The 26,202-nt window shown below is 63.3% G+C and carries 19 protein-coding genes; 11 read left to right on the top strand and 8 right to left on the bottom strand.

Features of this window, described 5'->3' with window-relative positions:
- Positions 1 to 50 precede the first annotated feature (50 nt).
- The 4 genes from BMY52_RS05290 to BMY52_RS05305 are packed head-to-tail and all read right to left on the bottom strand — an operon-like array spanning position 51 to position 8,457.
- The gene (locus tag BMY52_RS05290) at positions 51 to 836 is read right to left on the bottom strand and encodes a gamma-glutamyl-gamma-aminobutyrate hydrolase family protein (RefSeq protein WP_090251832.1); all 786 of its coding nucleotides are present in this window, start codon (positions 834 to 836) and stop codon (positions 51 to 53) included.
- Between the two features lie 3 nt (positions 837 to 839).
- A complete protein-coding gene (locus BMY52_RS05295; RefSeq protein WP_090251833.1) occupies positions 840 to 1,838 on the bottom strand; it encodes an amidoligase family protein in 999 nt (332 codons plus the stop codon).
- Complete coding sequence (locus BMY52_RS05300) at positions 1,835 to 2,746, bottom strand: diguanylate cyclase domain-containing protein (protein WP_090251836.1); 912 nt, start codon at positions 2,744 to 2,746, stop codon at positions 1,835 to 1,837. The genes BMY52_RS05295 and BMY52_RS05300 overlap by 4 nt, the downstream gene beginning before the upstream one ends.
- A gap of 8 nt (positions 2,747 to 2,754) precedes the next feature.
- Positions 2,755 to 8,457 carry a PAS domain S-box protein gene (locus BMY52_RS05305; RefSeq protein ID WP_143050428.1) on the bottom strand — a complete coding sequence of 1,901 codons (5,703 nt, stop codon included), beginning with the start codon at positions 8,455 to 8,457 and terminating at the stop codon, positions 2,755 to 2,757.
- Positions 8,458 to 8,641: 184 nt separating this feature from the next.
- Here BMY52_RS05305 and BMY52_RS05310 point away from each other — a divergent pair, with 184 nt between their 5' ends.
- Positions 8,642 to 8,938: a diguanylate cyclase domain-containing protein gene (locus tag BMY52_RS05310; protein WP_090251841.1), complete on the top strand. Its 297-nt coding sequence runs from the start codon at positions 8,642 to 8,644 to the stop codon at positions 8,936 to 8,938.
- 30 nt (positions 8,939 to 8,968) lie between these two features.
- On the opposite strand, the gene BMY52_RS05315 is transcribed toward BMY52_RS05310, so the two are convergent.
- Positions 8,969 to 9,115, bottom strand: a complete 147-nt coding sequence (locus BMY52_RS05315; RefSeq protein ID WP_090251842.1) for a BrnA antitoxin family protein — start codon at positions 9,113 to 9,115, stop codon at positions 8,969 to 8,971.
- A 119-nt stretch (positions 9,116 to 9,234) separates the two neighbouring features.
- Here BMY52_RS05315 and dapF point away from each other — a divergent pair, with 119 nt between their 5' ends.
- From dapF to ubiB, 9 genes are all read left to right on the top strand, one after another.
- On the top strand, positions 9,235 to 10,071 hold the full coding sequence (gene dapF, locus BMY52_RS05320; protein ID WP_090251845.1) for a diaminopimelate epimerase: 837 nt from the start codon (positions 9,235 to 9,237) through the stop codon (positions 10,069 to 10,071).
- Entirely contained in the window at positions 10,068 to 10,766 is a 699-nt protein-coding gene (locus BMY52_RS05325) for a DUF484 family protein (protein ID WP_090251847.1), read from the top strand. Before dapF ends, BMY52_RS05325 begins: the two co-directional genes overlap by 4 nt.
- Positions 10,763 to 11,680, top strand: a complete 918-nt coding sequence (xerC, locus tag BMY52_RS05330; protein WP_090251850.1) for a tyrosine recombinase XerC — start codon at positions 10,763 to 10,765, stop codon at positions 11,678 to 11,680. The genes BMY52_RS05325 and xerC overlap by 4 nt, the downstream gene beginning before the upstream one ends.
- Before the next feature lie 438 nt (positions 11,681 to 12,118).
- Positions 12,119 to 12,652 (top strand): ATP-dependent protease subunit HslV, encoded by a 534-nt coding sequence (gene hslV, locus BMY52_RS05335; RefSeq protein WP_090251852.1) that lies wholly within the window; start codon positions 12,119 to 12,121, stop codon positions 12,650 to 12,652.
- Positions 12,653 to 12,709: 57 nt separating this feature from the next.
- Positions 12,710 to 14,053, top strand: coding sequence for an ATP-dependent protease ATPase subunit HslU (hslU, locus tag BMY52_RS05340; protein ID WP_090251855.1), 1,344 nt, complete (start codon positions 12,710 to 12,712; stop codon positions 14,051 to 14,053).
- 51 nt (positions 14,054 to 14,104) lie between these two features.
- Entirely contained in the window at positions 14,105 to 14,467 is a 363-nt protein-coding gene (locus BMY52_RS05345) for a gamma-butyrobetaine hydroxylase family protein (protein ID WP_090251857.1), read from the top strand.
- A 14-nt stretch (positions 14,468 to 14,481) separates the two neighbouring features.
- Complete coding sequence (gene ubiE / locus BMY52_RS05350) at positions 14,482 to 15,231, top strand: bifunctional demethylmenaquinone methyltransferase/2-methoxy-6-polyprenyl-1,4-benzoquinol methylase UbiE (RefSeq protein WP_090251859.1); 750 nt, start codon at positions 14,482 to 14,484, stop codon at positions 15,229 to 15,231.
- 62 nt (positions 15,232 to 15,293) lie between these two features.
- Positions 15,294 to 15,914 (top strand): ubiquinone biosynthesis accessory factor UbiJ, encoded by a 621-nt coding sequence (locus BMY52_RS05355; protein ID WP_090251861.1) that lies wholly within the window; start codon positions 15,294 to 15,296, stop codon positions 15,912 to 15,914.
- 8 nt (positions 15,915 to 15,922) lie between these two features.
- Positions 15,923 to 17,611 (top strand): ubiquinone biosynthesis regulatory protein kinase UbiB, encoded by a 1,689-nt coding sequence (gene ubiB, locus BMY52_RS05360; RefSeq protein ID WP_090251863.1) that lies wholly within the window; start codon positions 15,923 to 15,925, stop codon positions 17,609 to 17,611.
- Positions 17,612 to 18,088: 477 nt separating this feature from the next.
- Here the strand turns inward: ubiB and lpdA are convergent, their stop codons facing one another.
- From lpdA to BMY52_RS05375, 3 genes are all read right to left on the bottom strand, one after another.
- A complete protein-coding gene (gene lpdA, locus BMY52_RS05365; protein ID WP_090252061.1) occupies positions 18,089 to 19,537 on the bottom strand; it encodes a dihydrolipoyl dehydrogenase in 1,449 nt (482 codons plus the stop codon).
- An 88-nt stretch (positions 19,538 to 19,625) separates the two neighbouring features.
- Positions 19,626 to 20,966 carry a 2-oxoglutarate dehydrogenase complex dihydrolipoyllysine-residue succinyltransferase gene (gene odhB, locus BMY52_RS05370; protein WP_090251866.1) on the bottom strand — a complete coding sequence of 447 codons (1,341 nt, stop codon included), beginning with the start codon at positions 20,964 to 20,966 and terminating at the stop codon, positions 19,626 to 19,628.
- A 100-nt stretch (positions 20,967 to 21,066) separates the two neighbouring features.
- Entirely contained in the window at positions 21,067 to 23,895 is a 2,829-nt protein-coding gene (locus BMY52_RS05375) for a 2-oxoglutarate dehydrogenase E1 component (protein WP_090251868.1), read from the bottom strand.
- Between the two features lie 134 nt (positions 23,896 to 24,029).
- Between BMY52_RS05375 and uvrD the strand changes: the two genes are divergently transcribed.
- Positions 24,030 to 26,201: a DNA helicase II gene (gene uvrD / locus BMY52_RS05380; protein ID WP_090251871.1), complete on the top strand. Its 2,172-nt coding sequence runs from the start codon at positions 24,030 to 24,032 to the stop codon at positions 26,199 to 26,201.
- Position 26,202: the final 1 nt, after the last annotated feature.

Here is a 26,202-nt window from a genome sequence, read left to right on the forward strand (position 1 = left end):
GATGGTCCTTTGGGCGATTCCCCTCGCCCGGTACCAGCATCCTACTGGGATCAGACCCTGACCGACAAGTCCCTGCTGGATTCCACCAGCCCCTGGAACAGGCGTCGCTGGCGTGACTTCTGGGGCAGGTACTCCGGGTGCCACTGTACCCCCAGGATGAGCGAAGCGCTTCGACTCTCGATGGCCTGGATCACGCCGCTGGCTTCCCGTGCCGCCACCACCAGATCCTGGCCCAGGTCGGCCACCGCCTGGTTGTGCAGGGCATTGACGGACAGGGGTTCCGCGCCGGTCAGTTCGGCAATGCGTGAGCCCTCGGTCAGGGTGACCACCTTGCGCGGCAGCACACTGCGCACCTGGGGGTGCTCCTGGTAAAAGCCTTCCAGATTCTGGTGCAACGTGCCGCCGCAGACCACATTCAGCAACTGCATGCCCCGGCAGATGCCCAGCATGGGCAGGCCCTGATCCAAAGCCTCCAGGATCAGCGTCCGTTCCAGACGATCCCGGTCAGCGTCGCCACCATGCCGTTTGGTGTACAGCACCCGGCGCAGCAGCCACAGCAGTGGATAGAGCACAAACCCCAGGATGCGTTGTCTCCAGCCAATCTCGGTGGCATCGATCTCGCGGATCAGGCTCAACGGGTCCTGGCCATAGAGGCTGGGATCCACATCCGCACCGCCGCCGATCACCAGGCCGTCCAGTTCCCGACAGCTGCGGGGCCGCCCGGGGGTGATATGAATGGCCTTGCCGCCAGCCCGCCAGATGGCCCACCATGTCATGATCCAGGCGGCCACGCCGCCCCGATCTGGCCCTGTCACGCCAATGCGGGGTCGTGCCATGATTCAGCTCCGCAGCCAGTGGCTGACCTTTTCCACCCAGCGCTGCCCCTTGTCGGTCAGCGTTTCAGGTTCCGCAGCCAGATACTCTCGGGCCATGGCGCCCAGGCGTTGCGGGTCCGCTGCCAGCCGTTCCACCTCCACCCAGGCGTTCCAGGGTACGCTCAGGTCCCAGTCCGGTTCATCGATTCGGCAATCCGGCAGGCGATAATGAAAGGTGGGCCGGGGGCGGATCAGATGATGCTCTACCGGGGCGGCATCGATCTGTTCCGGCGACAGTTGAGCAAACAGCGGCAACATGTCCAGCGGGCGGTTACGGGTGGGGTTATGGGCGAGATAATCGTCGATCAGGTCCGTGAGGTCCGGGTGGTAGCCGGGTTCCAGGATCAGGCGGGCATAGTCCTCGGGGAACGGGTCCACAAAGGGTGTGAGGCGTCGGGATAGATCTGTCTGAGAATGGCTGAGCAGCCAGTGATATAGCAGCATGAAGGCCTGGAGATGATGCAGGATCTCATCGGCATCCAGGCGTGCCAACTCCAGATTGATCTGCAGGCCGAAGGCATAGAATAGGGACCCATGGGTGCCCTTCGCACCGGCCTGTTGCAGGCGTTGGCGCAAGGCGTCCAACTGCGGCAGCGCATCGTGGGGGATGGGTGGTGCCACCACCTCATGGGGCACCACCAGACCGGCCACCTGGGACAGGGCGGTCTCCAGGGCATGAGGCCCGGCCTCACGATCCACCTCCACGCCCATGTTCTCCAGGTAATCCAGATACTCCCGGCGCTTGAGCAGGTCGCTGTCCAGTTCCAGGCCGAAATCACCGAATCGTGTCCCGGTGACACGGTGTTCAAAGGGGGAGGTCTGCTGATGCACGCCTCCGAAAAGCACCATGATGGCATCGGCGATGACATCCAGGGAGACCTCCGCCATCTCCATCTCGATACCCACGCGGCGCCGATCGCCATCCGGATTGTGACTGTGGGGCAGGTTGCTGAATTCCGTCATATCTCACCCTGGTATCGGTTACGCCCGTTGGTCTTGGCCTGATAGAGGGCGGTATCAGCAGCCTTTTTCAGGTCTTCGGCCGATGGTTTGGGGTGTTGCCTTGATTGGATGGCGCCACCAATGCTGATGGTGACATGGGGTGCCACATCTGAGTAGTCGTGGGTGACTTCAAGGGATCTGACTGCCTCAAGCATTGCCTGGGCCACGTGCTGCGCGCCCCGCGTATCGGTCTCCGGCAGTAACACCACGAACTCCTCGCCCCCGTAACGTGCCACCAGGTCCGTGGCGCGTGTTGGTACGCGTCTCAGGGCCTGGGCCACACGCCTGAGGCACTCATCACCAGCCCCATGTCCATAATGATCGTTAAAGGGCTTGAACTGGTCAATGTCCACCATGAGTAACGCCAGTGATTGATCATTGCGACTGGATCGTGCCCATTCTTCTGCAAGTTTTTGATCGAAGTAACGTCGGTTGGGGATCTCGGTGAGGCCGTCCTGCAGGGAGATCTTTTCCAGCATGTTGGTCTTGAGCTTGAGGTTCACCTGGTTGCGCACCCGGGCGCGCACGATGGCCGGATTGAAGGGCTTGGAAATGTAGTCGGACGCGCCCAGGTTCAGGCCCTGCTCTTCATCCTTGTCGTGGTCCAGCGCGGTCACGAAGATCACCGGAATGGACCGGGTGGTCTCGTTGTCCTTGAGCCGCCGACAGGTCTCGTAGCCGTCCATGTCCGGCATGACGATATCCAGCAGGATCAGATCCGGTGCCTGTTCTCCCTGGGACAGTTCCAGCGCCTTTTCGCCGCGCGTGGCCGTCAGGATCCGGTAATCCGCCTTCAGCAGGGAAGCCAATGCATGAATATTGGTCGGCTGATCGTCAACGATCAGCACCGTCGCTCTTGTTTCCGACACACCAGACCTCAAGAAAGTGTGATACCGGCCTGCTCGGCCAGCTGTCTGAGCAGCGTGGCTGCTGCATCATGATCGAACTGATCCACCCGTTCCCGCAGTTCCTGGGCAGCGCGCGGGTCGGCCCGCTGTTCCAGGTAGGTCGTGACGTGGTTCAGCTCCCCTTCGTCCACCAGCTCGCCCGTGGAAAGGCATCGCAGAAGGTGCTCCATGGCGTAGGCCAGGGTCTGGGGATCCGTGCCCTGAACGCTGTTGGGGGCTTGTTTTTCGGGCAGGGTGGCCAGTTGATCCCGAACGGTCTTCAAGGCCTCCATGAAGGCTTGTACATCGTCCTTTGGGAAGGATGGATCCTTTTTCAGGCTGGCCTCCAGGCGCTCGGCCCGGTGGGCCAGTTCATGGGCCCCGACGGTGGCCGCCAGCCCCCTGAGGGTGTGGAGCATCCGCCGTGTGCGGGGATCCTCGGGCTGATCCAGGTACTCGGGCAGGGTGACCCACTCCCCGTCAAGTTGATCCGCAAAGCGGTGCAGGGTGCGCAGATACAGGCGCGTGTCACCGTCGAACCGTTTGAGCCCCGCGGCCATGTCGAAGGCCTTCAGTGTAACAGGCAGTCCAGGGCTTGGGGGCTCGTCTTCCTGGGGTTCGGTGCAGGTGCCGTCACGCTGGAGCCACTGCTTCAGCGTATGCAGCAGTGCCTGAGTGTCGATGGGCTTGGCCAGATGGCCGTTCATGCCGGCGTCCCGGGCCCGCTCACGGTCATCCTCCATCACCGCTGCCGACAGGGCGATGATGGGCAGATCGGGGAACCGGTCACGGATATGCCGGGTGGCTTCGAAGCCGTCCATGACGGGCATTTGCAGGTCCATCAGCACCAGGTCGATGGGTTGTCGTGCCACCTCATCCACCGCCTCGCGGCCATCACTGGCCAGCACCACCCGGACCTGGGTTTTTTTGAGGATTTCACGGGCCACTTCCTGGTTCAGGGCATTATCCTCCACCAGCAGGACAGTCTGCCCCCGGAAGCAGGGGGTGTGCTGAATGGGTGCCCAGGATTCTCCGGTTGTCTGCTCGGCCATTGCTCGGTTCATGGCGTCCAACAGCGCACGTTGGGTGACGGGCTTGCTCAAAAAGGCACTGAAGCGATCCGAATGGGGCGCCAGATCCTCCTGGCTGTAGGCACTCACAATCAGTGCGGGAACGGTGGTCTGCTGCAAATCCCCCTGCTTGCGCAGCTGGTGCAACCGATCCAGGGCCTGCACCCCGTCCAACCCGCCGGGCATCTTCCAGTCCATGAGGATGAACTCGAAGGGTTCGCCGGCCTGCTCCGCTTCCTGGACGGCCTTGATCGCCGCCTCGCCGCTGTCGGCCTCCTTCGTCTGGAAACCCAGGCTCTCAAGCAGGTTGCCGAGCACCGTCCGGGCGATGGCATGGTCGTCCACGACCAGAACGCGCGCGCCGATTCGCAGGCATTCATGTGACGATTCCACAGCCTGATCCGGCGAGATGGGCAGCGTGAGTTCGAAGTGGAAGTTGCTGCCTGCGCCCGGAGTGGAATCCAGTTGCAATACACCCCCCATCCTTTCCAGCAACTTGCGACTGATGACCAGACCCAGTCCCGTGCCACCATATTTTCGGGTGGTGGAGGTGTCGGCCTGCGAGAAGGCCTGAAACAGCCGGGCCTGCTGATCGGGATCGATACCGATACCCGTGTCACGCACCTCAAACCGCAGGCGCAGGCCATCCACAGGGTGATCCTGCTGACGAATGGAGAGAACCACCTGTCCCTGCTCGGTAAACTTGATGGCGTTGCTGAGCAGGTTGGTGAGCACCTGTCCCAGACGCAGGGCATCGCCCTCCACGGTGGCCGTGTCCTGGATATCCAGGTCAAACACCAATTCGATACCCTTGGCATCGGCTGCTGAGGCAAACAGGGTGCGCATCTGGTCCAGGAGATCATCGATGCGAAAGCCATGCGTTTCCAGCTCCAGCCTGCCGGCCTCGATCTTGGAATAATCCAGGATGTCGTTGATGATGCCCAGGAGCATGCGCGAGGAATCGCGGATCTTGCCCAGGTAATCCCGCTGTTTGGTGTTGAGCGGTGTGCTCAGCAGCAGATCACTCAGGCCGATCACGGCGTTCATCGGGGTGCGGATTTCATGGCTCATGTTGGCCAGGAATTGACTCTTGGCCCGGTTGGCCCGCTCGGCGGTCTCCTGGGCCTGCTTGATCTCGGTGAGGTCGTTGTAAACGGCCACCACTTCCCCGGATGAGAGCTTGAACAGCGTGTTCTCGCGCCATCCCTGGAGGCTGCCATCGTCATACAGGGAGATGGGGAGATACTCGCTCTGGCCAGTACAAGCCACCCGGCGCAAGGCCCCCATGAGTCCCATCTTCTCGACGGCGGGGAAGCACTCCAACAGCCGACGGCCAATAACCTCCTCGCGACAGGCATGGTCCATCCGCTCGGCGGCGGGATTGTAATCGGTGAATACGAAATCCCGGGCATCATCCACCGGACGGAAGACGGCCACCCCGCTGCCCGTCTTCTCGAAGATCCCTCTGAAGCGCTCTTTTTCGGCCTCCAGGGCCTTCTTCGCGGTGATGGCTTCGGTCACATCCAGATCGCTGCCCCGGTATCCCTGAAAGGCTCCGCGGTGATCGATCAACGGCAAGGCATGGGTGGACATCCAGAGGACCCGTCCCTGTTTGTCAGCAACGGGATTGATCAGCCCCTGGAAGGTCTTGCGGCGCGCAAAGCCCTGCAGGGCTTTGGCCTTGAAGGCCTCCCGGCCGTCCTCGGGATGGAGTTCATAAAAGCATTTCCGTCCCACCAGGTCGCTGGCCGAATACCCCCAGACGGCCTCGGCCACCGGGCTCACATAGGTGAAGCATCCCTGAGCATCCACCTCCCAGGTGACGTTTCGGCTCTGGGCCGCCAGTTGCTGTAACCGCTCTTCCCGGTCCTTGAGTTCCTGTTGCGCCTGCTTGAGGGCCGAGATGTCCTGAATCAGGGACCAGATGACTTCACGGCCCTCGGCAGTGGTGGTCTTGAAGCCATGCAGCAGCACCGGGTAACGACTGCCATCCTTGCGGATGTATTCCTTCTCGAAGGGACCGTAGACCCCCGTCTTGTTCATGGACTCCAGCACCCGCTGTTCACCCTGCAGGTATTCCGACGGGGTGACCTCCCAGTAACTCAGTTGCCGGAATTCCTCGTGAGTGTAGCCGGCGGGTTCGTTGATGGCATTATTGAATTCCAGGAATTCCCCCGTGTGGAAGTCGTTCATGGCGATGCCCACCGGCGAGAGTTCGAACAGGGTGCGGAACTTGGCCTCCTCCGCGGCCAGTTTGCGGTCAGCCAGGATGCGCTCGGTGATATCCTCGTTGACCCCCACCACCCGGATGGCCTTGCCCTGGTCATCACGGATGGCCCGGGCCAGGCCACGCAGGGTGCGAATCTGACCGTCGAAGGCGCGGCGGATCTGGATCTGCACATCAAAAGGCCTGTCTTCAAGGGTCAGGGCCTGGAACGCTGCCTGCGCGGGCGGTAAGGAGTCAGGCATGAGCATGTCGACCCAATCGGCGAATCGCCCTCCAAAGTCATTGGGCTCCATACCATAGAGCCTGAACATCTGCTCGTCCCATACCAGACGGTCGTTCTGGATGTCATAGTCCCAGATACCGAGTTGGGCCGCCTCGGTGGCCAGCTTCAGACGTTCCTGGCTGTCACGCAGACGGTTTTCTGCCCGTTTGCGTTCGGTAATGTCCCGGAAAACCGCCAGCAGGCAGCATTGCGTGCCCATCTCCATGAGCGTGACGGTGATATTCACATCAATGAGGGTGCCGTCCTTGCGCCGGTGCTGGGTTTCGAAATCATCATGGCCCTGGTCCAGAATCCTGCGCACATGCTGCGCCACCTCTTCGGGGGTTTCCAGGGCCTCGTAGTCGGCGATGCGCAGGCGGGCAAACTCTTCGGCACTGTAGCCCAGTTGACGGTGGGCCGCAGTATTGAACTCCAGCGTCGTCCCGTCGGTGGCATCGATCAGCACCGTGGCGTCGGGGTAGAGCTCGAACAGCGTGCGGAACCGTTGTTCCTGTTCCTCCAGGGCGCGGAGGTTCTCCAGCTTTTCCGTCTGGTCTATGAGGTAGCCACGCAGGGCCGTCAGGTGGCCATCGGCGTCATACTCGGGAAAGGAATAGTCATAGAAACGCCGGTACTTGCCGTCCTTCCTTTTCAGGCGATACTGATGCTCCATGACAGTGGCTCGTCGGGCCAGATAGTCATCGATTTCGCGATTGACGCGGGCCACGTCCTCAGGATGCGCCAGCTGCGAAAACCCGAACTGATTGTCGGTCAACTCCTCTCGGGGGTAGCCCAGGATATCGGCGACATTGGGTGAGATGTAATGGAGCGGCCAGCCGGGCTTGGGCAACCAGACACAGACCATCACCGGGCCTCGGGAGAAGAGATCCAGTTCCTGCTCCAGCTGGCGGGCCTGCAGGACCGCATTGCTTGGATCCTGCAGCAACAGGAGAAACCCACCCCCCTGGGTCATGGGCTTGGCCTTGAGTTCAATCACGACCGGGGTGCCGTCCTGGTTGATCATCACCTCGCTGCCCGCGAACGATCGACCCTGCCGCAGGGCCTGGAACACCTGGCAGCGTTCCGCGGGGATCCAGCCCTGGCGATGGTCGCAGCACAGCCAGTTGGATCCCCTATTCCCCTGGTGTGTGCAGCGAAAGAAGTCGAGGGCTTTCTGGCCCACCACCGCGTCGGATGAGTAACCCAGGAGTTCTATCGTGGCCTGGTTGATGCGGGTGATGAGGCCGTCGTCATCGATGACCATCAGGCCGGCCGGCACCTCTTCGGTCAGGCTCGCCAGCGCCTGATTGGTCTCGCTCAGTTCCTGGTTGAGCTGGTCCACCTGCTGCTGATGGTCCTTGAGCAGGTTGAACCAGCGGTTGTAATACAGGCTGACCAGTTCTTTTTGCCCCACCAGACCGGTAAAGCGATGGTGGGCATCCACCACCACCACCCGCTTGATGCGGCGTTGACGGCAGAAGCGCAGCGCATCGGCAATGGTGGTGTCTTGGCTGAGTGTCTGCAACGGGGTGGTCATGCACTCGCCGATGGGCTGATCCAGGTCGGCATTGGCATCGATCAGGTCGATCACATCCCGCTGGGTGAGAATGCCCACAGGGATGCCCTGGCGGATCACGATGGTGGCGGTAAAGTGCCCCCCATCCATGCGCTGCATCACCTCGTGCACGGGCTGGGTCTCCTCCACGGTGAGGGCCTGCAGGCCGTGGATCAATTGTCCCAGGCTATGGCTCTCGGCCAGCACCTCCGGGTCCAGGCTGCCGGCCAGGTCGCTGTAGCTGACAATGCCCTCCAGGATGCCCTCTTTATTGATCAGGCAGATGTGCTCGGACTCGTTGCGAATGGCCTTGAGCCCCTCCAGGACGGTCTCGTCCGGATCCAGGATGGCTGGCTCGGGCAGTTGCAGGTCGCCCAGTGGGGTGGACAGCGACACACCCTGGACCCGCAGGCTCAACAGCTGGCTGGAGAGCATCAGGCGATAGTGGGCGTCGCGGGTGACCACCACATCACGGATATTGTGTCGCCGCATGCTGTGCACCGCCTCTGCCAGGCTGGCGGTCGCCGGCAGGGTGATCACGTTCGCGGTGGCGATGCTGCGAAGTTTCGGGAAGAACATGCGCACCTCGGTGGGGTTCGTCGGCGACAAGGCTGGATGGTAACAAGCCGGAGCCCCTGCGCCGAGACTTGCGCAAGCCGGTTTGCGCATGGTGATTTGCAATGGTCTCTGATGGCGACGCCGTCCGCGCTATTCTTCCCCGCCCTGAACGGCGGGGCTTGTCGCGCACTGGGTCAACGACCATCTGGGACATGATTCAGGTGATATCGTCCTGCAGGTGGTGGCCGCGCGCCTGGGCGGTGACGAGTTCGCCCTGCTGCTCGCGGATGACAAGGGCCAATGGCATCCCGATCCTCGCCGTCTGGCCAGGCGTGCCGAGGAGCAACTCTCCCTGCCCATCCAGGTTAAGGGCCGCCTGGTGAAGGTGGGCTGCAGCGTCGGCGTCGCCACAGCCGTGCCCGGAGACAAGCCCCAGGACTTGCTCAATCGCGCGGATGAGGCCATGTATCAGGTCAAGGGGGCCCAACGCAAAGGGCGCTGAGGCGGGGAGGCTTACCCTGGAATCAGATGGTTAGAAGTTATCTGGAGAATGATCCCGCAGCCTGTCCCTCAGCGCTGCATCCATTCGCGACTGCCAGCCAGGCCCCGATGCCCTGAATTCCTCCACCACATCGGGGGACAGCCGGCTTGGCTTGGTTGCCTGCGTCCTTGGCGGAATCGAAGTGGATCTTCATACGATGATTGTATGCACAAAAATTAAGGTCTGCCTACGGGCGCAGATCCTCTGTTTCATCCCCACGCTTCCCAGACGGACCCCCACCCTTTACGCTTTTGCCGATGACACTCTCATTTACAAAGATGCACGGCCTGGGCAACGACTTCGTGGTGATCGACGGGGTGCGCCAGGCGGTTGAACTCACGCCGGAGCGGGTGCGGTTTCTGGCTGATCGACGGCTGGGCGTGGGCTGTGATCAGGTGCTGCTGGTGGAGTCGCCTGCGGATCCCGCCACGGCGGCCTTTCGTTACCGGATCTTCAACGCCGATGGCGGCGAGGTGGAGCAGTGCGGGAACGGGGCCCGGTGTTTTGCCGTGTTCGTGCGCGATCAGGGGCTGACGGACCAGACGCTGATCCCGGTGGAGACCGCCGGCGGGTTGATCCACCTTCAGGTGGAGGACAATGGGGAGGTCACGGTGAACATGGGCCGGCCCCGGTTGGAGCCGGTGGAAATCCCGTTTGCGGCAGAGGCACCGGCGCCGGCCTATGCATTGGAAGTGGGTGGACACACGTTGGAGGTCGGTGCGGTGTCCATGGGCAACCCCCATGCCGTGCTGCGGGTGGAGGATGTCTTGAAGGCACCGGTGGAATCCCTCGGCCCCGCCATGGAATCCCATCCGCGCTTTCCCCGACGGGTGAACGCAGGCTTCATGGAGGTGGTGGCGCGGGACCATATCCGGTTGCGGGTGTTTGAACGCGGCGCCGGGGAGACCCAGGCCTGCGGCACCGGGGCCTGCGCCGCCGTGGTGTCCGGGCGTACGCGCGGCTGGCTGGACGAGCGGGTGGCGGTGGATCTGCCTGGCGGGCGGCTTGTGATACAGTGGGAGGGCTGCGAAGACGCTCCGGTCTTCATGACCGGCCCCGCGACATCGGTCTTTACGGGTACCATCAAGCTATGAGCACACAAGGCAAGGGCGCGCTGGCCGAAGAGGCCTTGTCCGAGGAGGCGGTGGAGTCCTATCTGCGCGCGCATCCCGATTTCTTCGAACGTCATCTATCCCTGCTGGAGGTGTTGCGTCTGCCTCATCCCAGCGGCGTGGCCGTGTCCCTCATTGAACGTCAGATGGCCGTGATGCGGGACAAAAATCGCGCCCTGGAGCGCAAGCTCATGGACCTGGTGCACACGGCCCGCGAGAACGAGCGCCTCAGCCAGCGCATGTATCAGTTGGCCCTGGGGGTGATGGAGGCGGAAAGTCTGGATGCCGTGCTGGCCATCACCCAGGAACAGTTGCGCAACGAATTCCGCGCCGATGTGGTAGTGGTGCGCCTCTGCGGCGACCCGGCCCAGGGCATGCATTTCATGGCCGAGGATGGCCCGGCCATGCAGAGCCTGGCCCATTTGTTCGAGCATCGCCGGCCGATGTGCGGGCGCCTCTCGGACACTCAGCTGCATGCCCTGTTCACTGCGGAAGATGCCCCGACTGTGGCCTCGGCCGTGGCCGTGCCGCTCATGGATGGCACCCGACCCCTGGGTTTTGTGGCCCTGGGCAGTCAGGATGCATCGCGGTTCCATCCGGGGATGGGCACCCTGTTTCTGGGGTACCTGGGCGAGATCATCTCCCATGCCGTCGGGGGGCGCCTGGGGCAGGCATGAGTGCCTCTCTGGATCCCTGGATCGATGCCTACTTGGGGCATCTTGCCCGGGAGCGGGGCTGTTCGCCGCATACCATCAGCAATTACCGCCGGGATCTTCTGGTCCTGCAGGGACATGTGCCGCAGCCGGCGTTTTCGGATCGTCGTGACTGGTCCGAGGTCACTGTTCACGACATCCGTGCGCTGGTATCGGGCCTTCATCGGGGGGGCAAGGCCGGACGCAGTCTGCAGCGGCTGCTCTCCTCGGTGCGGGGATTCTTCAATTATCTGATCCGCGAAGGCGTGGTCGGCGCCAATCCCGCCCAGGGCGTGCGCGCGCCGCGCACGCCCCGCAAGCTGCCCGAGGTACTGGATGCCGAGCAGGTGGCGCGATTGGTGGAGGTGCCCGGGGACGATCTGCTGCTGGTAAGGGACCGTGCCCTGCTGGAGCTGTTCTACTCGTCCGGTCTGCGCCTGGCGGAACTCACCGACCTGAATTGCACCGACCTGGATCGGGCGGATGCCATGGTGCGGGTCACTGGCAAAGGCCGCAAGACACGCACCTTGCCGGTGGGTCGCAAGGCCCTGGCGGCCCTGGACGCCTGGTTGCAGCGGCGCAGCGAATGGGTGGCCCCGGACGAGCCGGCCCTGTTCGTGAGTCGTCGCGGAGGGCGTCTCACGCCTCGATCAGTGCAAAAGCGCATGGCCGGCCATGCGCTTGCCCAGGGCCTGGAGCGACGGGTGCATCCGCACCTGCTGCGCCACTCCTTCGCCAGCCATCTGCTGGAATCCTCCCAGGATCTGCGTGCCGTGCAGGAGTTGCTGGGGCATGCCGACATCGGCACCACCCAGATCTACACCCATCTGGACTATCAGCACCTGGCGCGGGTGTATGACGCGGCCCATCCTCGGGCGCGGCGCAAGGCCAAGGGCTGATCCTGTTCCTGGTGGGAGCGGGCCTTGCCCGCGAAGGCGGCGGGCACAGGGCTTGGTCCGGGCGCTGCTGGCGCAGCGCATCGCTGGCAGGCCAGCTCCCACGGGGGCTGGCCTGAGGTCAGGTGGCCGCTGTTTACGGGAGCAGTCCTTTGTAGGAGGGCCCTTTGGGGGACTCTGTGGGGAGAGCTTTCCCTGTGGGAGCGGGCCTTGCCCGCGAAGGCGGCGGGCACAGGGCCTGGTCCGGGCGCTGCTGGCGCAGCGCATCGCTGGCAGGCCAGCTCCCCGAGGGCCACTCCGATCTCCGGTTTGGGTGGCAAACTTGAGGCGTTTTGCCATTCGCGGCAGGGGGCCTCTTCCAGCGGGGCCGTTGCCCATCCCTCATGGCAGATCTTTCCGTTACAATGCCCCTTTTGAATCGCGGCACATCGGAGTCTTTTCTTGGAACAGTTTCGCGGCACCACCATCGTCAGCGTCCGTCGCAATGGCCGGGTCGCCCTGGGCGGCGACGGTCAGGTCTCCCTGGGTAACACGGTCATGAAGGGCAACGCCCGCAAGGTGCGGCGTCTGCATCATGACAAGGTCCTGGCGGGTTTCGCTGGCGGCACCGCCGACGCCTTCACCCTGTTCGAGCGCTTCGAGGGCAAGCTGGAGAAATACAGCGGCAACCTGGTGCGCGCCGCCGTGGAACTGGCGAAGGACTGGCGCACCGAGCGCAGCCTGCGTCGCCTGGAGGCCCTGCTGGCCGTGGCCGACCAGGAGGCCTCGCTGATCATCTCCGGCAACGGGGACGTGATCGAGCCCGAGGAAGGCCTGATTGCCATCGGCTCCGGCGGCCCCTTCGCCCAGGCCGCGGCCCGTGCGTTGATGGAAAACACGGAACTGGAGGCTCGAGAGATTACCGAAAAGGCCTTGAACATCGCCGCCGACATATGCATCTATACCAACCGCAACCTGAGCATGGAAGAGCTGTGATGCTCGGTCGTATTGCGGTCAAACCCCAGTCCCCATGTCTTATGAAGGGATGTTCCCATGTCTGAGATGACACCCAGAGAAATCGTTCAGGAGCTGGACCGCTTCATCATCGGTCAGGATCCTGCCAAACGCTCGGTGGCCATCGCCTTGCGCAATCGCTGGCGCCGCCAGCAGCTGCCGCCGGAGCTGGCCCGGGAAGTCACTCCCAAGAACATCCTCATGATCGGCCCCACCGGGGTGGGCAAGACGGAGATTGCCCGGCGCCTGGCGCGTCTGGCCAATGCCCCGTTCATCAAGGTGGAGGCGACCAAGTTCACTGAAGTGGGCTATGTGGGCCGGGACGTGGAATCCATCATCCGCGATCTGGTGGAGGCCGCGGTGAAGATGGTGCGCGAGCAGGAAATGGAAAAGATGCGCCCCCGCGCCGAGGAGGCCGCCGAGGAGCGCATTCTGGATGCCCTGCTGCCGCCACCGCGCAGCAGCGGCACCGGCTTCATGGCGGAAGAACCCCAACCTACCCGCCAGGATAACGAGACCCGGCAGAAATTCCGCAAGCGCCTGCGCGAAGGCAAGCTGGACGACAAGGAGATCGAGATCCAGGTGCAGGCCATTCCCTCCGGCGTGGAGATCATGTCACCCCCGGGTATGGAAGACATGGCCAGCCAACTGCAGGGGCTGTTCCAGAACCTGGGTGGGCAGCGCACCCGTAATCGCAAGCTCAAGATCAAGGAAGCCTTCAAGCTCATCACCGATGAGGAGGCCGCGCGCCTGCTCAACGATGAGGACATCAAGCTGCGTGCCGTCTCCCATGTGGAGCAGAACGGCATCGTCTTCCTGGACGAGATCGACAAGGTGGTGCGCAAGGGGGAATACAGTGGCGGCGATGTCTCCCGCGAGGGTGTGCAGCGCGATCTGCTGCCCCTGGTGGAAGGTTGTACCGTGACCACCAAGGTGGGCTCGGTGCACACCGACCACATCCTGTTCATTGCCTCCGGCGCCTTCCATCTTTCCAAACCTTCCGACCTGATCCCCGAACTGCAGGGCCGACTGCCCATCCGGGTGGAACTGGAAGCCCTGACCGCCGAAGACTTCGTGCGCATCCTCACCGAACCCAAGGCCTCACTGACCGAGCAGTATGCCGCCTTGATGGCCACCGAGGGCGTGACCGTGGAGTTCACCGACGATGGGGTGCGGCGTCTGGCGGAGATCGCCTTCCAGGTGAACGAGCGCACCGAAAACATTGGTGCTCGGCGACTGCATACCGTGATGGAACGGGTCGTGGAGGTGATTTCCTACGAGGCCCCCGACTGCTCCAGCCCCATCCGCATCGATGCCGACTACGTGAACCAGCGCCTGGATGATCTGGTTCAGGACGAGGACTTGAGCCGTTATATCCTCTAGGGTTCCTCACCGGTCGGGGGGTCGTTCCCTCGGCGAGGGAGTATCAATACGATGACCGCCAAGCACCGCCCCACCGATATCCGGCTGCACCAGCAGTCGCGCGTTCTGGAACTGGTCTATACGGATGGCGAAACGCACCGGCTCGGTTGCGAGTTCCTGCGGGTGCACTCGCCCTCGGCAGAGGTCACCGGCCACGGGCCGGGACAGGAGGTGCTGCAGGTGGACAAGGAAGACGTGAACATCACCGGTATCGAGCCGGTAGGCCATTACGGCATCAAGCTGGTGTTTTCCGATGGGCACGACACCGGCATCTATGACTGGAATTACCTCTACCACCTGGGCGCCCATCAGGACCAGTTGTGGGAAAAGTACCTGGAGCGACTGGCGGCCGCGGGTCACCAGCGCAAGGGCTGACAATGGGAGCAGGCATGTCCGACGACAAGACCACTGATTTCGGCTACGAACGTGTGCCGGTAACGGAAAAGGCCAAGCGGGTGGGGCAGGTGTTCCACTCGGTGGCGCAGCGCTATGACGTGATGAACGATCTCATGTCCATGGGGATCCATCGGGCCTGGAAACGTTTCACCATCGAAGTGGCCGCCGCGCGCCCGGGTTGGAAGATTCTGGACCTGGCCGGTGGGACCGGTGACCTGGCGGCGAAATTCTCACGCATCGTCGGCCCCAAAGGCCATGTGGTGCTGTGTGATATCAATGCCTCCATGCTGGAATGCGGTCGCGCCCGTCTCGTGGACGAGGGGCTGGTGGAAAACCTCAACTACGTGCAGGGCAATGCCGAGTGCCTGCCCTACCCAGATGACTATTTCGACCTGATCACCATCGCCTTCGGCCTGCGCAATGTCACCGACAAGAACAAGGCCCTGGTTTCCATGCTGCGGGTGCTCAAGCCCGGTGGCAAGCTGCTGGTGCTGGAGTTCTCCCAGCCCACCTCCAAGGGTTTCAGCCAGATCTACGATCTTTACAGCTTCAAGGCCTTACCGATGATGGGCAAGCTGGTGGCCAACGATGCCGAAAGCTATCGCTACCTGGCGGAGAGCATCCGCATGCATCCGGATCAGGAAACCCTCAAGCAGATGATGGAAACCGCCGGCTTCGAGCGATGTGACTACCACAACCTCACGGGGGGCGTGGTGGCGCTGCACAAGGGTTACAAGCTGTAGGCATGACGGGCGCGCGCCCACCATGCACCTACCCAAACAGCCACGTGTACAGGAGAGCTGACATGACCATCGCACCGACACCGGTCACCGCCCTGCTGGAAGGGGCCATCAACCAGTATCTCTCCATGGATCCGGGCAGTCGTCAGCGGTTGGCGGCCCTGAAGGGGGGCGTGGTGGCGCTGCACGTGAGCGGCGTCGGCGTGACCCTGTATTTCGTCCCCGGTGAGGAAACCCTGCAGGTCTCCGGACAGTTCGATGGGGACCCGGACGCGCACATTGCCGGCACCCCCCTGGCCCTGGCCGGCCTGCTGGCCAGCGAACCCACCGCCCGCATGCCCGAATCCGTCACCCTGGTGGGGGACGTGGAACTGGCGCGGCATTTCAATGACCTGCTGCGCCGGGTGGACCTGGACTGGGAGGAACTGCTGTCACGATTCACCGGCGACCTGTTTGCCCACCGGGCCGGTGAAGCCTTTCGGGAGTTCGAGTCCTGGCTTCAGCGTGCTCGCGAATCCTTTCGCGGAGACGTGGCCGAATACCTTCAGGAAGAGACCCAGACCCTGCCAGCCCGTGCGCAGGTGGAGGCCTTCATGGATGGAGTGGATGGTTTGCGTAGCGACGCCGACCGCCTGGAGGCGCGCATCCAGCGCCTCGAACAAGCCCGGGACCGGGCCAGATCATGAGAACCTAAATGCTGCAGCACCTGCATCCCGCCCAGCTGCTCCGGCTGGTGACCATCAACCGCGTGCTCATCCGTCATGGCCTGGATGAGGTGGTTTTGGCGATCCGTCTGTTCCGGCCGGTGCGTTTCTTGCTCTATCTGGCCCCGTGGAACTGGTTTCGCACGGTGCCCTATGAGCGAGGCGAGCGTATTCGCCGTGCCCTGGAGGATCTTGGCCCCATCTTCATCAAGTTCGGGCAGATGGTCTCCACCCGGCGCGATCTGCTGCCAGACGACATCGCTCATGAACTCTCGCGGTTGCAGGATCGGGTGCCCCCGTTTCCCAATGAGGAGGCGCGGACGATCATCGAAAAGGCCCTGGGCTATCCCATCGAGACGTTGTTTGCCTCCTTCGAGGCCACGCCCATGGCCTCGGCTTCCATCGCCCAGGTGCATGGTGCGGTCCTTCATGACGGACGACGGGTGGTGGTCAAGGTGCTGCGCCCCAATATCGAGAAGGCCATCCGTCGCGATGTGGAACTGATGTACGTGATCGCCGAACTGGCGGAACGCTACTGGCCCGAGGGGCGGCGCCTGCGGCCCGTGGAAGTGGTGCGCGAGTACGAACAGACCATCATCGACGAACTGGACCTGCTCCGGGAGGCCGCTAACGCCTCACAGCTGCGTCGCAATTTCGAAGGCTCCGATGTGCTCTACACCCCCGAGGTGCACTGGGACTACTGCCGTCGCAATGTCATGGTGATGGAACGCATCCACGGGGTACCCGTGTCCGACGTGGCCACCCTCAAGGCCCGGGGCGTGGATCTCAAACTGCTGGCCGAGCGTGGTGTCGAGGTCTTCTTCACCCAAGTGTTCCGCCATAACTTCTTCCACGCCGACATGCACCCGGGCAACGTCTTCATCGACGCCACCGACCCCGCCGACCCCAGCTACCTGGCAGTGGATTTTGGCATCGTCGGCACCCTGTCACCGGCTGACCAGCGCTACCTGGCAGAAAACTTCTATGCCTTCTTCAACCGCGACTATGCTCGGGTGGCGGAACTGCACGTAGAGTCCGGTTGGGTTCCGTCCGATGTGCGGGTGGCCGACCTGGAAGGTGCCATCCGCACTGTCTGCGAACCCATCTTCGAAAAACCCCTCAAGGACATCTCCTTCGGCCACGTCCTGGTGCGCCTTTTCCAGACGGCCCGACGCTTCAATATGGAAGTGCAGCCCCAGCTGGTCCTGCTGGAGAAGACCCTGCTCAACATCGAGGGCATGGGTCGCGACCTCTACCCTGAACTGGACCTGTGGCAGACGGCCCGCCCCTTCATTCAGCGCTGGATGGACGAGCAGGTGGGTGTACGGGCCCTGGTCAAGGGCCTGAGACGCAATCTTCCCTTCATCCTGGAAAAGGCCCCGGACCTGCCCGGGCTGATCCACGAGACCCTGCGCCAGCAGGCCACCGCAGATGAGCGCCAGGCCCTGCAGCAGGCCCAGTTATACCAATTGCAGAGAGAGATCCGCGAATCCAATCGGCGCACGGTCTATGCCGTGATGGGCAGCGCCCTGGCCCTGGGCGCCGTGCTGCTCACCTCCCAGTCCCCGGAGATGCCGGAACTGCTCACTGTCCCCTGGCCCGCCTGGGTCTTGGGCACCCTGGGCCTGGCCTTCCTGCTGGGCGCCGTATGGAAACGGTCGGCTCTGCAGGAGTCGTAACGTCGGGAGCCGCCGCCCGGGTCGTTCGCGAACGACCCCTACCGGGCAAGCTGGTTGGGGAAGGCTCGATCCCAGTAGGGGCGCTTCGGGAAGCGCCCGCGGCCGGGGTGTCTGATGCCCCGAAGCCTGAACCTGAGGCACTCGCTGCCCCAGGTCCCTCACGGGTCGTTCGCGAACGACCCCTACCGGGCACGATGTTGGGGAAGGCTCGATCCCAGTAGGGGCGCTTCGGGAAGCGCCCGCGGCCGGGGTATCTGATGCCCCGAAGCCTGAACCTGAGGCACTCGCTGCCCCAGGTCCCTCACGGGTCGTTCGCGAACGACCCCTACCGGGCACACGATGTTGGGGAAGGCTCGATCCCAGTAGGGGCGCTTCGGGAAGCGCCCGCGGCCGGGGTATCTGATGCCCCGAAGCCTGAACCTGAGGCACTCGCTGCCCCAGGCCCCTCACGGGTCGTTCGCGAACGACCCGTGGAGACTACCCCCGCTTCCCCTTGGGCGGAATATGCAGCGGATGCCCCAGGGTCGCCAGGGCCGCCTCGTGGATCGCCTCCGACAGGGTGGGATGGGCAAACACCGTGCGTGCCAGATCCTCGCTGCAGGCCCCGAACTCCATCGCGATCACACACTCGGCGATCAACTCCGAAGCCCGTGAACTGATGATATGCGCCCCCAGGATACGATCTGTCTCCGCGTGGGCCAGCAGCTTCACAAACCCCGTCGTATCCTCCATGGCCCGGGCCCGGCCCGACGCCACAAAGGGAAACACCCCGGCGGCATAAGGAATACCCTGCTTTTTCAGATCCTGCTCCGTCCGACCCACCCAGGCGATCTCCGGCAAGGTGTAAATCACATTGGGAATGGTGTCGTAATTCACCGTGCTGCCCATCTCCGCAATGCGCTCCGCCACCATGACGCCTTCCTCGGAACCCTTATGGGCCAGCATCGGCCCGCGTACCGCATCACCGATGGCATATACCCCGGGCAGGGTCGTCTCACAGTGCTCGTTCACATGGATGGTGCCACGCTCATCCATGGCCAATTCCACCGGGCCGCTGATCAGGCCATCGGTGGCTGGCCTTCGTCCCACACAGACGACCAGACGATCAAAGCGTTCCTCATGCTGGCCGTTCTCATCCTCATACACCACCGAGACCTGGCCCTTGTCCTTGTCCACCTTTGTGGCAGTCACCCGGGCCGAAAGACGGATGTCCAGGCCCTGCTTGCTCATGATCTTCAGCGACTCATTGGCCACCTGATCATCACAGAAGGACAGGAAGCGGTCCTGCGCCTCCAGCATCACCACCTCGGAACCCAGGCGCCGCCAGACACTACCCAACTCCAGGCCGATCACACCGGCACCGATCACCCCCAGGCGCTTGGGCACCTCCGCAAAGCGCAGGGCACCGGTGGAGCTGACAATGTATTCCCGGTCAAAGGGCGCGCAGCCCAGCTCCACGGGAAAAGAGCCCGGGGCCAGGATCACATGCCTGGCCTGCAGCATCTGCTCCTTGCCATCGTGGCTGGTGAAGTGTACCCGGCGCTCGGCCTGAAGCTGGCCGTGGCCCTTGAACCACTCCACCTGGTTGGCCTTGAACAACCCCTGGATACCCTGGGTGAGGTTGTTCACCAGACGATCCTTGCGTGCCATCATCCCGGCCAGATCCAGTTCCACCTGGCCGCAACGCACCCCATGGGTTTGCAAGTGCTTCTGGCTGTGCTCGTACAACTCGGAAGATTCCAGCAAGGCCTTGGAGGGAATGCACCCCACGTTCAGGCAGGTACCGCCCAGACGCTCCTTGCCCTCCGGGTCCTGCCAGCGGTCGATACAGGCCGTCTTCAGGCCCAACTGGGCACAGCGGATGGCGGCCACATAGCCGGCCGGGCCACCACCGATGACCACTACGTCATATTCCTGTTCTGCCATGATGTCTGGCTCCCGATCTTTCTTGTCGATGTCTGGTGTTGCCGGCCCGAGAGCCGGCATATGATTTCAGGCTGCGGGGGGGGGGGGGTCACACCTCCAGCAGCAGGCGGGCCGGATCCTCCAGCATGTCCTTGATGGTGACCAGGAACTGCACGGCCTCCCGTCCATCCACCAGGCGATGGTCATAGGACAGGGCCAGGTACATCATGGGACGGATCACCACCTGGCCGTTCTCGGCCATGGGTCGCTCCTGAATACGGTGCATGCCCAGGATGGCGCTTTGCGGCGGATTGATGATGGGGGTGGAGAGCAGCGAGCCGAATATGCCACCGTTGGAGATGGTGAACGTGCCCCCGGTAAGATCCTCCATACTCAGGTTGCCTGATTCGGCCCGTTTGCCAAACTCATTGATGTTGCGCTCCACATCCGACATGGTGAGGCTGTCCGTATCCCTGAGGATGGGCACCACCAGGCCTCGAGGGGCCGAGACGGCGATGCCGATGTCGAAATAGCCGTGGTAAACGATGTCCTTGCCGTCGATGGAGGCATTCACTTCCGGGAAGCGCTTGAGCGCCTCGGTGGCCGCCTTGACGAAGAAGGACATGAAACCCAGGCGCACGCCGTGACGCTTCTCGAAGCGATCCTTGTACTGGGCTCGCAGCTCCATGACCGGCTTCATGTTCACCTCATTGAAGGTGGTGAGCATGGCCGCCGTCTGTTGGGCTTCCACCAGCCGCTCCGCCACCCGTGCCCGGAGCCGGGTCATGGGAACGCGCTTCTCCGTGCGTCCGCCGGCGGTGCTGGCACTGCTGGCCGGAGGGGCCGCCGCTGGCTTCTTCCCTGCCTGTGCGGCGGGTGCGTCCTGATCGCTCTTGGACTCGGCTTTGGGCTCGGGTGTCGGGGCGGAGTCGGTATCCATCTCTTCCAGGTGCTTGACCACGTCCTCCTTGAGGATGCGTCCACCCTTGCCGCTGCCCTGGATTTGCCCCGCATCCAGGTCATGTTCGTTGATCAGCTTGCGTACCGCGGGGCTCAGGGCCGGATCATCCCCGGTCTGGCTTCGTGACGAGCTCGCTGCCTCCCCGGCGTCGCTGTCTGGCTTGTTGTCCTTGTCCGCCCGCTTGTCCTTGCCGCTGTCTTTCTTGCCGGACTTCTTCTTGCCCGACCCCTTGCCGCCCGAATCCGTCTCTTCGCCAGCCTTCACATGGCCAATCACCTGCCCGGCGGTGACCACCGATCCCTCGTCTTCGATAATGTCTTCCATGACACCGTCCTGGGGCGCGGGGACCTCGAGAACCACCTTGTCGGTCTCGATATCCACCAGGATCTCGTCCCGCTGAACGGCGTCACCGGGACGCTTGTGCCAGGAGACGATGGTGGCATCGGACACGGATTCGGGAAGTTGCGGGATCTTGACCTCTGTACTCATATCATCTTGTCCTTATTGGTTTCGGCGAGAGGGGCATGGGCGGTGGCTCTGCCGAGGGTATCAATGAATGCGTCCACTGGCGCGATGGGATGATCGCTGCCTACGACTGACGCAGGGCGCGTTCGATCAGGGCTTCCTGCTGCTTCACGTGCACATCCAGGTGTCCCACGGCGGGTGCCGCGCTGGCGGGCCGGGTCACATGCTGCAGGTAACGGTCAGGGCCAAGCAGGGTGCGCATGTGATGCTGGCTGGAATACCACGCACCCTGATTGAGCGGTTCTTCCTGCACCCAGTAGAACTCCTTGGCGTTGGGGAAGACATCCAGGGCACGGGACAGATCTTCCTCCGGGAAGGGATAGAGCTGCTCGATACGCAGCACGGCGATCGAGTGCTTCTCTTCCTTGCGGCGGCGTTCGAGCAGGTCGTAATAGACCTTGCCGGAGCACATGACCACCCGGGTCACGCCCTTCGGATCCAGATCATCGATCTCGCCGATCACATTGTGGAAACGACCCTCGGTGAGATCTTCCAGGCTGCTGACCGCCAGCTTGTGGCGCAGCAGGCTCTTGGGCGTCATGACCACCAGGGGCTTGCGGTACGGGCGCACCATCTGCCGGCGTAGCAGATGGAAGATCTGCGCGGGCGTGGTGGGGACGCATACCTGCATGTTGTTCTGTGCGCACAGTTGCATGTAGCGCTCCAGGCGCGCCGAAGAGTGCTCCGGACCCTGGCCTTCGTAGCCGTGGGGCAGCAGCATCACCAGGCCGCACAGGCGGCCCCATTTCTGTTCACCGGAACTGATGAACTGGTCAATGACCACCTGGGCGCCGTTGGCAAAGTCTCCAAACTGGGCCTCCCACAGGGTGAGGGTGTTGGGTGTGGCGGTGGCATAGCCATATTCGAAGGCCAGTACCGCTTCCTCGGAGAGCAGTGAGTCGATCACCAGAAAATCCGCCTGCCGATCCGACACATGCCGCAGCGGGATCCAGCGGTCTCCGTCCTTCTGATTGAACAGCACCGCATGTCGGTGGAAGAAGGTGCCCCGACCACTGTCCTGGCCGGTGAGTCTGACCGGATACCCCTCGGCCAGCAGCGCGGCATAGGCGCTGGTTTCGGCAAAGCCCCAGTCCAGGGGCAGGGATCCGGCAGCCATCTTGCGGCGATCGTCCATGATCTTGGCGACCCGGGGATGGATATCGAATCCTTCGGGGATGTCGCCGATGCGCTTCCATAGATCCCTCAGCGTGTCCTTTCCCACCCGGGTCTGGGCCGTTTGACGCCAGTCCTGATCCAGGAAGGGCTTCCAGTCCACCGATTTGTCATAGCTTTGATCGTTGTCCTCCAGCAGGTAGGGCATGATGCCCTCGCCGGTATCCAGTCGGGTGCGCAGGGAGGTCTCCATCGAGCGGGCCTCGTCATCATCGATGACCCCCGCTTGTTCCAGGCGCCGGGCATAACGGGCCCGGGTGGTGGGGCTCTCCTTGATGCACTGGTACATGGCCGGTTGCGTCACCGCGGGCTCATCCGCCTCGTTGTGACCCTGTCGCCGGTAGCAGACCAGGTCGATGACCACATCCTTCTTGAAGGTCATGCGGTAGTCCAGGGCGATCTGGGCGGCGAACATCACCATCTCCGGATCGTCGCCGTTCACGTGCAGGATGGGGGCGTTCACCATCTTGGCCACATCGGTGCAGTAGGGTGTGGAGCGAGCATCCTTGAGGGTGCTGGTGGTGAAGCCGATCTGGTTGTTGATCACCACATGCACCGTGCCCTTGGTGGCAAAACCTCGGGTCTGGGACATGTTCAGGGTTTCCATGACCACGCCCTGGCCGGCAAAGGCGGCGTCACCATGGATCACCAGGGGCAGAACCTGATCACCCTCCTTGTCTCCCCGCCGGTTCTGGCGCGCCCGCACCGATCCCTCCACCACGGGCCCGACGATCTCCAGATGAGATGGGTTGAAGGCCAGGGCTACGTGCATGGAGCCTCCCGGCGTCTGTAGATCCGAGGAGAAGCCCAGGTGGTATTTCACGTCGCCGGTGCCCGGGTGGCGGCGCCCCGTGCCCTCGAATTCCTGGAAGAGTTCAGCCGGGGATTTGCCGAGGATGTTCACCAGCACATTGAGGCGGCCGCGGTGGGCCAGGCCCATGACGGTCTCCTTGACGCCTTGCTCGCCCGCCCGGTGAATGATTTCGTCCAGCAGTGGGATCAGGCTCTCCCCGCCCTCGAGAGAGAAGCGCTTCTGGCCCACGTAGCGGCTGTGCAGGTAGCGCTCCAGGCCCTCGGCAGCGGTCAGGCGATCCAGGATATAGCGCCGACGCTCGTCGCTGAACTGGGGTTCGCCGCGCACCGATTCCAGCTTTTGCTGCAGCCAGCGCTTTTCCCCGGTGTCGGTGATATGCATGTATTCGGCACCGAGGGTCTTGCAGTAGGTGCCGGTGAGGATGCGCGTGATCTCCCTGAGCTGGGCCTCGTCGGGGCCTACCAGGGAGCCGGTATTGAACACGGTGCCCAGATCCTGCTCGGACAGTTCATGGTGTTCCAGGGTGAGTTCCGGAAGCGACGTCGGCTGGGCCAGACCCAGCGGGTCCAGATCCGCCTGCAGGTGTCCGAGGAACCGGTAGGCATTGATGTACTGCAACACCCGAACCTGCTTGCGTTCGTGTTCCAGGCTGCCCATGGGCAGGCCACGTCCGGGGCCGGCCTCGGCCAGCTCGCGAAATTCCTCCCGCACCTGGCTGTGGAGTACCGAGGTGTCGCGTCCGCCGTGGGTGATGTCGTCGAAGTGCTGTCGCCAGATCTCCGGGACCCGGGCAGGGTCCTGCTGATAGGCCTCGAAGAGTTGTTCCAGATAGGCGGCGTTGCCCGCGTCCAGGAAGGAGGAGTCCCATTGGGACTGCATGTCGCGGGCTTGGCTGGGCTTGGTCATGGGCGTGTCTGTCTGTGGGCGCTGTGGGGTGTGGGATGCCTGTCTTGCGTTGTGCTCAGGATCAAGTCTCGACCCTAAACGGCGAACTGGCAAGTGGTGCGTTCCGGGAGTCGAGGTTTTGATAAGATTCGCCCATGGATGTTTCCCCTGTGTTTGATTCCCTGAACGAGGCCCAACGCCAAGCGGTGGGCAGCCCCTCTGGTCCGATCCTGGTGCTGGCCGGCGCCGGCAGCGGCAAGACCCGTGTGCTGGTGCACCGCATCGCCTGGTTGATCCAGGCGGAGGGCCTCTCGCCTCACAGCATTCTGGCCGTGACCTTCACCAACAAGGCGGCCAACGAGATGCGTGGGCGTCTGGAAGCGCTGCTGGGGATGCCGCCCCGGGGGCTTTGGGTGGGGACCTTCCATGGCCTGTGCCATCGCCTGCTGCGGGCCCACTGGCGCGAGGCCAGGTTGCCGGAGAACTTTCAGATCCTGGACTCGGACGATCAGTACCGCCTGGTGAAGCGCGTGCTCAAGTCCCTGGAGCTGGACGAGGCCCATTGGCCACCACGCAAGATGCAGTGGTTCGTCAATGGCCGCAAGGATGAGGGGGTGCGCTCGGCGCACATGCAGGACACCGGTGACCCGGTGAACCGGCAGATGATCCGCTTCTACACGGCCTATGAGCAGGCCTGCCAGCGGGCCGGGGTGGTGGACTTCGCCGAGCTCATGCTGCGCAGCCTGGAGTTGCTGCGTGACAACCCGACGCTGCTGGAGCATTACCGCAGCCGCTTTCGCCACTTGCTGGTGGATGAGTTCCAGGACACCAACGATATCCAGTATGCCTGGCTGCGCCTCCTGGCCGGGGAGCAGACCCCGGTGTTCGCCGTGGGTGATGATGACCAATCCATCTATGGCTGGCGCGGTGCCCGTATCGAGCACATCCAGCAGTTCACCCGAGACTTCCCCGGTGCCCTGACGGTGCGACTGGAGCAGAATTACCGCTCCACCGCCACCATTCTCGGAGCGGCCAACACCCTGATCCGTCAGAATGGCTCGCGCCTGGGCAAGGAGTTGTGGACCGATGGGCTGGAGGGGGACCCCATCACCCTCTATGGTGCCTTCAACGAGTATGACGAGGCCCGGTTTGTCGCCGACCAACTCCGCGGCTGGCGGGAGGCGGGTGGGGCCTGTCGTGAGGTGGCCATTCTCTACCGCTCCAACGCTCAGTCGCGGGTGCTGGAGGAGACGCTCATTCAGGCGGGCGTCCCCTACCGGGTGTATGGGGGGTTGCGGTTTTTCGAGCGTGCCGAGATCAAGGATGCCCTGGGCTACATGCGACTGGTGGCGTCGCGCGGCGATGACACAGCCCTGGAGCGGGTCATCAATCAACCCACGCGAGGCTTGGGAGAGCGCAGTGTGGCGATGATTCGTCAACAGGCCCGGGAGCAGGGTGTGTCTCTCTGGGATGCCGCTGGCAGCCTGCTGGAGCAGGGCGCCCTCACGGCTCGGGCGGGTCATGCACTGAGGGGATTCAGGACGCTGGTGGATGACATGGCTGCTGCCTGCGCGGATCTGGATCTGCACGAGCAGGTGGAACATGTGATCGAGCATTCCGGTCTCAAGGCCCACTATGCGGCGGAGAAGGGGGAGAAGGCCCAGGGGCGGCTGGACAACCTGGATGAGTTGGTCAGCGCGGCCCGGGGGTTTGTCCATGATCCGGAGCGGCATGAGGACATGAACCCGCTGACCGCGTTCCTGTCCCACGCGGCCCTGGAGGCCGGTGAGGGGGAGGCAGATGCCTGGGAGGATTGTGTTCAGTTGATGACACTGCATTCGGCCAAGGGCCTGGAGTTCCCGCTGGTGTTTCTGGTGGGGATGGAGGAGGGTTTGTTCCCGCACCGGATGTCGCTGGAGGAGCCGGGTCGGCTGGAGGAGGAGCGGCGTCTGGCCTATGTGGGGATCACTCGGGCCTGTCGTCGTCTGGTGCTGACCCATGCGGAGAGCCGGCGTTTGCACGGGCGGGAGAGTTATAACGCGCCTTCGCGGTTCATCGCGGAGTTGCCGGAGGGGCTGCTGGAGGATGTGCGTCCGCGGGCGACGCTGCGGCGGCCGGTGGCAGAGCCGGTGCGGACCCAGCGGGTCAAGGAACCGCCGGCGGAGGGATTGGCCCTGGGGGCGCGGGTGCGGCACAAGAAGTTCGGCGAGGGAGTGATTCTGGATTGCGAGGGTCAGGGGTCGTCGGCGCGGGTGCAGGTACGTTTTGATGGCGAGGGCACCAAGTGGTTGGTGGTGGGATATGCCAAGCTGGAGCCCTTGTCATGAG

It is taken from the genome of Ectothiorhodospira marina, assembly GCF_900109495.1.
GTDB classification, from domain to species: Bacteria; Pseudomonadota; Gammaproteobacteria; order Ectothiorhodospirales; family Ectothiorhodospiraceae; genus Ectothiorhodospira; species Ectothiorhodospira marina.